Source organism: Pseudomonas syringae, from assembly GCF_001698815.1.
GTDB classification, from domain to species: domain Bacteria; phylum Pseudomonadota; class Gammaproteobacteria; order Pseudomonadales; family Pseudomonadaceae; genus Aquipseudomonas; species Aquipseudomonas syringae_A.
The window spans coordinates 1-9,819 of record NZ_LGSI01000046.1 but is presented as its reverse complement, the minus strand read 5'-3'; the positions used below and the strand labels follow the sequence as shown (position 1 = coordinate 9,819).

Here is a 9,819-nt window from a genome sequence, read left to right as displayed (position 1 = left end):
CAACGCCTTCCCGGGCAAGTCCGGTCCTACCGAATCTGTGCAAATCCCGGTAGGAGGGGACTTGTCCCCGATGACGTCGGCTTGTTCTTGCCCAAGCGAAATCACAGCCTCTGAAATGACAAAACCCGTCGGCAGTTACCTGCGACGGGTCTTGTATGTAGCAATTCGGGTTGCTGGTGAGAGACCTTGGAGGGCCAGGGACCAGCGTGCGCTAAATTAGCGCCAGAACGGCTTGCTCAGCTCTTCGTAACGTTGCGATTCGCTGATACCAGCATCAGCGAGCAAACGCGAATCCAGGCGAGCCAATTGGTGGCGGCTGGAAAGGCGACGCTGCCAGAGCATCAGGTTAGCGAATGCGCGCATCGGCCATGCAGCTTGAGCGGTAGTAGCGGTGTTTTCGTAGAACATGTCGGAACTGACTGTACGTTCCATGGTGTGACTTCCTTCCGCTTGTGGCGGGTTTAGATAGTGGCTTGACTGGTGCCAATCTTCCTCTCAGTTGGCCAGTCTCTCCAGACACAGTTCACTTGTATTGTGAGGGTTCAGTTAACTGTTTAGAGGCACTGTTTTGTTCATAAATGGGGCAACTGTACCGGTCAGCACCTAAACGGTGCGTTTTGTGCGCCAAAGCGGTGAAATTGACGTTTTAGGGCTTGGAAATGACCGGTACAGAAGTACAGTTTTGCCAGTTATGGCGATTTCAGTTTGCAGGCGAGCAAGAAATTGTATTGCTCACTCGCAACTGTTTGCATCAGACCGGCAGCATGCTGCCGGTTTCATCCAGCCTGAAGTGCCAACTTAGTGCTTCGCGCAGCACGTGCGGGGTGTGTCCGCCTTTGGCGCAAGCCGCTTCGAAATACGCGTTGAGCGCGGCGCGGTAAGCCGGGTGCACACAGTTGTCGATAATCACCCTGGCTCGTTCGCGAGGTGCCAGGCCGCGCAGATCGGCCAATCCTTGCTCGGTGACGAGAATGTCCACATCGTGCTCGGTGTGATCCACATGGCTAACCATGGGCACGACGCTGGAAATAGCGCCGCCTTTGGCAATCGACTTGGTGACGAAGATCGCCAGGTGCGCGTTTCGCGAGAAATCGCCGGAGCCGCCAATGCCATTCATCATGCGTGTACCGCACACGTGGGTGGAGTTGACGTTGCCGTACAGATCGAACTCAAGGGCGGTGTTGATGCCAATGATGCCGAGTCGGCGGATGATTTCCGGGTGGTTGGATATTTCCTGAGGTCGCAGCACCAGACGCGATTTGTAACGGTTGAAATCGGCGAAGACTTCAGCGTGTTTGCTGGCCGATAAGGTCATGGAACTGCCGGAGGCGAAGCTCAGTTTGCCGGCGTCGAACAGTTCGAATGTCGAATCCTGCAAGACTTCGGAATACATGGTCATGTCGTGAAACGGCGAATCGACCAGGCCATGCATCACTGCGTTGGCGATGGTGCCGATCCCGGCCTGCAACGGCATGAGCTTGTTGGTCAGCCGGTCTTCGCGCACTTCTTTCTTGAAGAACTCGACCAGGTGACTGGCGATGGCCTGGGTGTCGGCGTCCGGCGGCAGCACAGTGGAAGGCGAGTCGGCCTGATTGCTGATGACGATGCCGACGATTTTCGCCGGATCGATCTGCACGGCGGTGTTGCCAATTCGTGTATCGGCGTTGAGTACCGGTATCGGCAAACGGGTCGGCCGGTAGCTGGGTATATAGATGTCGTGCAGGCCTTCCAGCTCCAGCGGCTGGGCTAGGTTGATCTCAACGATCACTTCTTTGGCGAGGATGGCGAAACTCGCGGAGTTGCCCACCGAGGTGCTCAGGACCAAATGGCCTTCCTCGGTGATTGCCACGCATTCGATCACGGCCAGGTCCACGGCCTTGATCTGCCGGTTGCGCAGTTGCTCGACGGTGTCGGACAAGTGGCTGTCGATGAACATGACCGAGCCATCGTTGATGGCCTTGCGCAGTGTGCTATCGACTTGAAACGGCATGCGCCGCGACAGCACGCCGGCTTCAGTCAGCTGTTTATCCAGGTCGTTGCCCAGGCTGGCGCCCGTCATCAGGCTGATCTTGAGTGGGAAATCTTTGGCGCGTTCGGCCAGTGCCTTGGGCACCGCCTTGGCTTCACCTGCACGGGTGAAGCCGCTCATGCCGACGGTCATGCCGTCCTGAATCAAGGCTGCGGCATCAGCCGCGCTCATCACCTTGCTCATGAGCGAAGGCAAGCGGATACGGTCACGGTACATTGGATTCTTATCTCGGGGGTGGAAGCGAGGGTCCAGTTTAGTGAGTTGGGCGTTTTTCGTCCCGCTACCAAGGTCGCATCTGGAGGCTCTAATTAACGGGTTGCAACGCAAAACACTGTTACATGGAATGTAAAAAGCCCCAGCCGACTAGCGTGCTGGGGCTTTGATAAACGCGTTTGGAGGCTACGCGTTGTCGACCGCCTTCACCATGTCCTCGATCACCTTTTTGGCGTCTCCGAACACCATCATGGTTTTATCCAGATAGAACAACTCGTTGTCCAGACCGGCATAGCCGCTTGCCATCGAGCGCTTGTTGACGATGATGGTCTTGGCCTTGAACGCTTCCAGAATCGGCATCCCGGCGATGGGCGACTTGGGATCGTTTTTCGCCGCCGGGTTGACCACGTCGTTGGCACCCAGCACCAGCACCACGTCGGCTTGCCCGAACTCGGAGTTGATGTCCTCCATCTCGAACACCTGGTCGTAAGGCACTTCTGCCTCGGCGAGCAGCACGTTCATGTGGCCGGGCATGCGTCCGGCAACCGGGTGAATCGCGTACTTCACCGTGACGCCGTGATGGGTGAGTTTTTCCGTCAGCTCTTTAAGCGCATGTTGCGCCCGCGCCACTGCCAGACCGTAGCCGGGAACGATGATCACGGTGTCGGCATTGGTCAGCAGGAAGGTTGCGTCGTCGGCCGAGCCGGATTTGACCGGCCGTGCTTCTGTGGCACCCGCCGGGCCAGCAACGTCCTTGGCCCCGCCGAAGCCGCCGCCGATCACGTTGAAGAACGAACGGTTCATCGCCTTGCACATGATGTACGAAAGGATTGCGCCGGAAGATCCCACCAGCGAACCGGCAATGATCAGCATCGAGTTGTTCAGCGAAAAGCCGATACCCGCCGCCGCCCAGCCTGAATAGCTGTTAAGCATCGAGACCACGACCGGCATGTCTGCGCCGCCAATCGGGATGATCAGCAGTACACCGATCACGAACGCCAGAGCCAGCATCACGGCGAAGGCGCTCAGGTTGCCGGTGAACATGAAGATCAGGCCAAAAAACAGCGTGGCGAGACCCATCACCAGATTCAGCTTGTGCTGACCCGCGAACTGTACCGGTGCGCCTTGAAACAGGCGGAACTTGTACTTCCCCGAGAGCTTGCCGAACGCGATCACCGATCCGGAGAAGGTCACCGCGCCGATAGCTGCGCCGAGGAACAACTCCAGGCGGTTGCCCGTCGGGATCGCATCGCCCAGGTTAGGCACAATATTCAGTGATTGCGGTTCGACAACCGCAGCAATGGCGATGAACACCGCAGCCAGGCCGATCATGCTGTGCATGAAGGCAACCAGCTCGGGCATCTTGGTCATTTCGACGCGCTTGGCCATGATCGAGCCAGCGGTGCCGCCTACCAGCAAGCCGATAAGGATGTAGCCGATGCCGGCGCTGGTGTTGGACAGCGCCGCGAGTTTGTAGACCAGACCGATGGTGGTAATCACCGCCAGCCCCATGCCCAGCATGCCGAAAAGGTTGCCCCGGCGTGATGTGGTCGGATGAGAGAGACCCTTGAGCGCTTGAATGAAGCAGATCGCAGAGACCAGATACAGCACGGTGACGAGATTCATGCTCATGGCTTACGCACCTCTTCCTTGGCTTTAGGTGCTTTTTTCTTGAACATTTCCAGCATGCGTCGCGTTACCAGAAAGCCACCGAACACGTTGACGGCGGCCAGCGCCACGGCCAGCGTGCCCATGGTTTTGCCCAGTGGTGTAACGGTGAGTGCAGCGGCCAGCATGGCGCCGACGATCACAATGGCCGAGATCGCGTTGGTCACGGCCATGAGTGGGGTGTGCAAGGCGGGTGTTACGTTCCAGACCACGTGATAACCCACGTAGATCGCGAGAACGAAGATGATCAGGTTGTAGATACCTGGGGAGATCAGCTCTTCCATTATTTTTATCCTTAACCGTTCTTGCGGATAACTTGGCCATCGCGGCACATGAGGCACGCAACGACAATGTCGTCTTCCAGATTGATGTGCAGTTGCCCGTCCTTGTCGAACAGCAGCTTCATGAAATCCAACAGGTTGCGGGCATACAGCGCTGACGCGTCAGCGGCGACCATCGCGGGCAGGTTGGTGTGGCCGACGATGGTCACGCCGTTCTCGACGACGACTTGATCAGCAACCGTCAGCGGGCAATTGCCGCCTTGTGCAGCTGCCAGATCGATGACCACCGAGCCGGGCTTCATCTGCGCCACGGTTTCTGCGCTAAGCAGCACCGGTGCCTTGCGGCCCGGAATAAGAGCCGTGGTGATGACGATGTCCGATTGTTTGGCGCGCTCGTGTACTGCAACCGCCTGACGCTGCATCCAGCTTGCGGGCATCGGGCGCGCATAGCCGCCAACCCCGACCGCGCATTCGCGCTCTTCGTCGGTTTCGTAAGGCACATCAATAAACTTGGCGCCCAGCGATTCGATCTGCTCCTTCACGGCCGGGCGCACGTCGGACGCCTCAACCACTGCACCCAGACGTTTCGCCGTGGCGATGGCCTGCAAGCCAGCCACACCAGCGCCCAGCACCAGAACGCGGGCGGCCTTTACGGTGCCGGCGGCGGTCATCAGCATCGGCATGAAGCGCGGATAGTGATGCGCGCCCAGCAGCACGGCTTTGTAACCGGCGATGTTGGCTTGCGAAGACAGCACATCGAGGCTTTGGGCGCGGGAAGTGCGCGGCGCGGCTTCGAGGGCGAAAGCGGTAATGCCTTGGGCGGCCATCTTGCCGATGGTTTCGCTGTTGAAGGGGTTAAGCATCCCGACAACGATCGCGCCACTTTTTATAAGCGAAAGCTCGCTATCGTTGGGGGCTGCGACCTTGAGCAGCAACTCGGCGCCCAAGGCGTCACTGAGCGTTCCAATAACAGCCCCTGCAGCTTCATAGGCGCTATCCGGGACACTGGCATTGATGCCTGCGCCACTTTGCACCGTGACGCGGTGGCCATGACCGATCAATTTCTTGATGGTTTCCGGGGTTGCAGCTACCCGCTTTTCACCCGTTTGGGTCTCGAGAGGAACGCCAATATGCACGTGAAGTCTCCTGCGTGATCTTCTTATAGTTCTCAATGAGTCGAGAGCGCAGAGCGGTGCTTTTAGGCTGCCGATCAGCACGACCCAGCCGAACAAGGGCGGGCGCGGCATTTTGCAGGTGAAGTTCGGTCCCTTCAATAGATTCTGTAATGAGACCGTAAATTAACTACAAGTCATGCTGTGACCTAATGTCGCAATGCTCGACTGCAAGCCTTTATATCCGGGGCTTTAAGGGAAAATAGACGATTTTTTTGAAGTTGATGATTTAAATAATGAAAAAGAACAAAAGTTGGCTTAAATCGGCCTGTAGGCTATGTATTCCGGTACTTTATAGCTGCTATTCCCGACGGGAATGCAGTTTCATTAAGGCGACATAAGTTTATATATGTAGTTGTTAATATGCTGTGCTACATATTTAGGGTGTCGCCGAAACCCCCGATTTTGTTAGCTCGTAGGCTTTCGCTTGTTCGATCAGCCAGTCCCGAAATGCTCGCAAAGAGGCCGATTCGGCCTTTCGCACCGGAATCATCAGGTAATAAGCCTTGATGCTCGACAGTGCGTAGGTATTGGCAATCACCAGGCGTTGTTCTGCCAGCTCTCGTTGGATCAGGAAAGGCGGTATCAGCGCGACCCCCATTTCATGAATGGCCGCCTGAGCGAGCATCGAGAAGAGTTCGTAGCGCGGGCCGGTCATGTCGCGCGGGACAGTGAAGTTGAGTCCGCCAAACCACTGTCGCCACGCATAGGGGCGAGTGGTTTGCTGTAATAGCGGCAGCTCGGCTATTTCGTCGGGGGTGAGACTGGCTCGACCGTTCAGCAATGCCGGGCTGCACACCGGCATGGGATTTTCGCCCATCAAGCGATAGGACTCGGTACCCGGCCAGTCGGCATCGCCAAAATAAATCGCAGCGTCGAACTCGGTATCCGCGAAGAGAAAAGGACGCGTGCGGTTGGTGAGATTGACCGTCACTTCAGGATGAAGCTTTTGAAAGTCCTTGAGGCGTGGCAGCAACCACTGAGTGCCGAAAGTAGGCACGACCGCCAGTTCGATGACATTCGTCCCTTGCTGACCCATGACTGACAAGGTGTCCCGCTCGACAGCGTCCAGTTGCATCGCTACACGTCGACTGTAGGAAAGGCCCGCTTCTGTCAGCTTCACCCCGCGCCGCGAGCGTCGGAACAGCTCCACGCCGAGGAAAGACTCAAGGCTGCCGATCTGTCGGCAAATAGCGCTTTGGGTCAGCGAAAGTTCGTCAGCGGCCTTGGTAAAACTTTCGTGGCGTGCAGCGGCTTCAAAGCTGACCAAAGCGGCGGTGCTGGGTATTTTGCGGCGCATGTTCGTAGCACTCACTAATCAGCAGTCAATATTGGGGTTTGAGCAATCTCGGAGTGAGAAATTAGCACAAGAACTTGCGAAATCCTCGTTTGTGGCGAGGCTGATGCGGGTCTAGGATCAATGCACAACAAATCTGCATGACTGAGTGAGGGTTTTTTCATGGGTGCCAAGGCAAGCTTCAACTGGATCGATCCACTGCTGTTGGATCAACAGCTCACTGAAGAAGAGCGCATGGTTCGCGATAGCGCTGCGCAGTTCGCCCAGGGCAAGCTGGCGCCCAGAGTCCTCGAAGCATTTCGCCATGAGCAAACCGATCCGGCGATTTTTCGCGAGATGGGTGAAATTGGCCTGTTGGGCGCCACGATTCCCGAGGAGTACGGCGGTAGCGGCCTGAATTACGTGTGTTACGGATTGATCGCTCGGGAAGTAGAGCGCGTGGACTCCGGCTATCGTTCGATGATGAGCGTGCAATCCTCGCTGGTGATGGTGCCGATCAATGAGTTTGGTACCGAGGCACAAAAACAGAAGTACCTGCCCAAGCTGGCTTCCGGCGAGTGGATCGGCTGTTTCGGCCTTACCGAGCCCAATCATGGCTCGGACCCGGGTGCGATGATCACCCGTGCCAGAAAGGTCGACGGCGGCTATCGGTTGTCGGGCAGCAAGATGTGGATCACCAACAGCCCGATTGCCGATGTCTTCGTGGTCTGGGGTAAGGACGACGCGGGTGATATCCGCGGTTTCGTACTGGAGAAGGGTTGGTCTGGGCTGAGTGCGCCGGTTATTCATGGCAAGGTTGGTTTGCGTGCGTCCATCACTGGCGAAATCGTCATGGATAACGTGTTTGTGCCCGAAGAGAACATCTTCCCGGATGTGCGCGGCCTTAAAGGTCCGTTCACCTGCCTGAACTCGGCGCGCTACGGCATTTCCTGGGGCGCATTGGGTGCAGCCGAATTCTGCTGGCACACCGCTCGGCAGTACACGCTGGATCGCCATCAGTTCGGCCGTCCGCTGGCAGCGAATCAGTTGATCCAGAAAAAGCTCGCAGACATGCAGACTGAAATCACTTTGGCATTGCAGGGTTGCTTGCGTCTGGGTCGTATGAAGGACGAAGGCACCGCTGCCGTGGAAATCACTTCCATCATGAAGCGCAACTCCTGCGGCAAGTCCCTGGATATCGCGCGTATGGCTCGCGACATGCTCGGCGGTAACGGGATCTCCGATGAGTTCGGCATCGCGCGCCATCTGGTCAACCTGGAAGTGGTCAATACCTATGAAGGGACGCATGACGTGCATGCGCTGATTCTCGGGCGTGCCCAAACCGGTATCCAGGCTTTCTATTAATAGAGGGGCCGATCATGGGCGCGCTTTCACATATAAGAGTGTTGGATCTGTCGCGGGTTCTCGCTGGGCCGTGGGCCGGGCAGATCCTGGCGGACCTTGGAGCCGAAGTCATCAAGGTGGAGCGTCCCGGCAATGGCGATGATACTCGCGCCTGGGGCCCTCCTTTTCTGAAAGATGCCGACGGCGAGAATACCAGCGAGGCGGCGTACTACCTTTCCGCAAATCGGAATAAGCAGTCAGTCACCATCGACTTCACCCGACCTGAAGGTCAGAAACTGGTGAGGGAGTTGGCGGGTAAATCCGACATCGTGATAGAGAACTTCAAGGTCGGCGGCCTGGCTGCGTACGGTCTGGATTACGAGTCGCTGAAAGCAATTAATCCGCGGCTAATCTATTGTTCGATCACTGGCTTCGGACAGACTGGACCTTACGCCAAGCGCGCTGGCTATGACTTCATGATTCAAGGCTTGGGTGGGCTGATGAGCCTGACCGGGCGGCCTGAGGGTGAAGAAGGTGCGGGGCCTGTGAAAGTTGGCGTTGCACTGACGGATATTCTGACCGGGCTGTATTCGACTACTGCGATATTGGCTGCCTTGGCGCATCGTGACCAGGGCGGTTCTGGTCAGCATATTGATATGGCGTTGTTGGATGTGCAGGTGGCGTGTCTCGCTAATCAGGCGATGAACTACCTGACCACGGGAACCGCGCCGCATCGGTTGGGTAATGCGCATCCGAATATCGTGCCGTATCAGGATTTTCCTACTGCTGACGGCGACTTCATCCTGACGGTGGGCAATGATAGCCAGTTCCGCAAGTTTGCCGAGGTTGCGGGGCAGCCGCAGTGGGCGGACGATCCACGTTTCCTTACTAATAAGCTGCGAGTGGCCAATCGTGCGCAACTCATCCCGCTGATTCGTCAGGCGACTGTGTTCAAGACGACTGCGCAGTGGGTTGGCGAGCTGGAGGTGGCTGGTGTGCCCTGTGGGCCGATCAACAACCTTGCGCAGGTGTTTGCCGATCCGCAAGTTCAGGCGCGGGGTCTCGCAATGAGCCTGCCCCACGCGCTGGGTGGGAGCGTTCCTTCAGTTGCCAGTCCGATCCGGCTTTCCGAAACGCCTGTCGAGTATCGCTATGCGCCGCCTTTATTGGGCGAGCATACTTCTGAAGTGCTTCAGGCTGTATTGGGGTTGCAGGCGGAAGAGGTGTGTCTTCTGCGCGAGGCAGGAGTTTTGTAGCTCTTCTATATATAGAGGAAGCGCACTTTTCAGCCCCTTATAAGCTTTTTTGCAGAAAGCCTGAATTAACGGTTGACGGCCTCTCGAATCTGTCTATAATTCGCACCTCTTCCGGAGCAGATGAAACGGAAAACTCCTTGGTAATCAAGTAGTTAGCCGGTTTGATTGGCGAGGAAGAGGTTTCGATGAGTTGATCGAAAGCGGTGAAAAAAGGTGGTTGACAGCAGGTTGTAACGCTGTAGAATTCGCCTCCCGCTAACGAGCAACGTGAAGTTGATCGAAGCGCAAGTGGTTGAAGTTGCAAAGGAAACTTTGAAAGCTTCGGAAAATAACCGCTTGACAGTAACGGGTGCTGCTGTAGAATGCGCGCCTCGGTTGAGACGAAAGATCTTAACCACCCGCTCTTTAACAATTGAATCAAGCAATTCGTGTGGGTGCTTGCGCTGTCAGACTGAAGTCAACTGATTATCAGCATCGTAAGTTACTCCGCGAGAAATCAAAGAAATAACCAACGATTGCTGAGCCAAGTTTAGGGTTTTCTCAAAACCCAAAGATGTTTGAACTGAAGAGTTTGATCATG

The 9,819-nt window shown here is 56.5% G+C and carries 8 protein-coding genes; 2 read left to right on the top strand and 6 right to left on the bottom strand.

Features of this window, described 5'->3' with window-relative positions; translation table 11 throughout:
• Positions 1-216 precede the first annotated feature (216 nt).
• The 6 genes from AFK24_RS14410 to AFK24_RS14385 all read right to left on the bottom strand — a co-directional run bounded on the left by AFK24_RS14410 (position 217) and on the right by AFK24_RS14385 (position 6,663).
• Positions 217-432, bottom strand: coding sequence for a DUF1127 domain-containing protein (locus AFK24_RS14410; protein ID WP_020291569.1), 216 nt, complete (start codon positions 430-432; stop codon positions 217-219).
• A gap of 319 nt (positions 433-751) precedes the next feature.
• The gene (locus tag AFK24_RS14405) at positions 752-2,245 is read right to left on the bottom strand and encodes an acetyl-CoA hydrolase/transferase family protein (RefSeq protein WP_065833845.1); all 1,494 of its coding nucleotides are present in this window, start codon (positions 2,243-2,245) and stop codon (positions 752-754) included.
• A gap of 183 nt (positions 2,246-2,428) precedes the next feature.
• The gene (locus AFK24_RS14400; RefSeq protein WP_065833844.1) at positions 2,429-3,874 is read right to left on the bottom strand and encodes an NAD(P)(+) transhydrogenase (Re/Si-specific) subunit beta; all 1,446 of its coding nucleotides are present in this window, start codon (positions 3,872-3,874) and stop codon (positions 2,429-2,431) included.
• A complete protein-coding gene (locus AFK24_RS14395) occupies positions 3,871-4,194 on the bottom strand; it encodes an NAD(P) transhydrogenase subunit alpha (protein WP_003438157.1) in 324 nt (107 codons plus the stop codon). Before AFK24_RS14395 ends, AFK24_RS14400 begins: the two co-directional genes overlap by 4 nt.
• An 11-nt stretch (positions 4,195-4,205) precedes the next feature.
• On the bottom strand, positions 4,206-5,327 hold the full coding sequence (locus tag AFK24_RS14390) for a Re/Si-specific NAD(P)(+) transhydrogenase subunit alpha (RefSeq protein ID WP_065833843.1): 1,122 nt from the start codon (positions 5,325-5,327) through the stop codon (positions 4,206-4,208).
• A 415-nt stretch (positions 5,328-5,742) separates the two neighbouring features.
• Positions 5,743-6,663 (bottom strand): LysR family transcriptional regulator, encoded by a 921-nt coding sequence (locus AFK24_RS14385; protein ID WP_065833842.1) that lies wholly within the window; start codon positions 6,661-6,663, stop codon positions 5,743-5,745.
• Between the two features lie 159 nt (positions 6,664-6,822).
• On the opposite strand from AFK24_RS14385, the gene AFK24_RS14380 reads away from it, so the two are divergent.
• Both AFK24_RS14380 and AFK24_RS14375 read left to right on the top strand, forming a co-directional pair.
• The gene (locus AFK24_RS14380) at positions 6,823-8,004 is read left to right on the top strand and encodes an acyl-CoA dehydrogenase (protein ID WP_065833841.1); all 1,182 of its coding nucleotides are present in this window, start codon (positions 6,823-6,825) and stop codon (positions 8,002-8,004) included.
• A gap of 11 nt (positions 8,005-8,015) precedes the next feature.
• Positions 8,016-9,239, top strand: coding sequence for a CaiB/BaiF CoA transferase family protein (locus AFK24_RS14375; protein ID WP_170826332.1), 1,224 nt, complete (start codon positions 8,016-8,018; stop codon positions 9,237-9,239).
• Positions 9,240-9,819: the final 580 nt, after the last annotated feature.

Excerpts from the sequence above, each read along its gene's own strand:
- AFK24_RS14400 (WP_065833844.1), bottom strand. The coding sequence starts at position 3,874 with ATGAGCATGAATCTCGTCACCGTGCTGTATCTGGTCTCTGCGATCTGC.
- AFK24_RS14410 (WP_020291569.1), bottom strand. The coding sequence starts at position 432 with ATGGAACGTACAGTCAGTTCCGACATGTTCTACGAAAACACCGCTACT.
- AFK24_RS14405 (WP_065833845.1), bottom strand. The coding sequence starts at position 2,245 with ATGTACCGTGACCGTATCCGCTTGCCTTCGCTCATGAGCAAGGTGATG.
- AFK24_RS14380 (WP_065833841.1), top strand. The coding sequence starts at position 6,823 with ATGGGTGCCAAGGCAAGCTTCAACTGGATCGATCCACTGCTGTTGGAT.
- AFK24_RS14395 (WP_003438157.1), bottom strand. The coding sequence starts at position 4,194 with ATGGAAGAGCTGATCTCCCCAGGTATCTACAACCTGATCATCTTCGTT.
- AFK24_RS14385 (WP_065833842.1), bottom strand. The coding sequence starts at position 6,663 with ATGCGCCGCAAAATACCCAGCACCGCCGCTTTGGTCAGCTTTGAAGCC.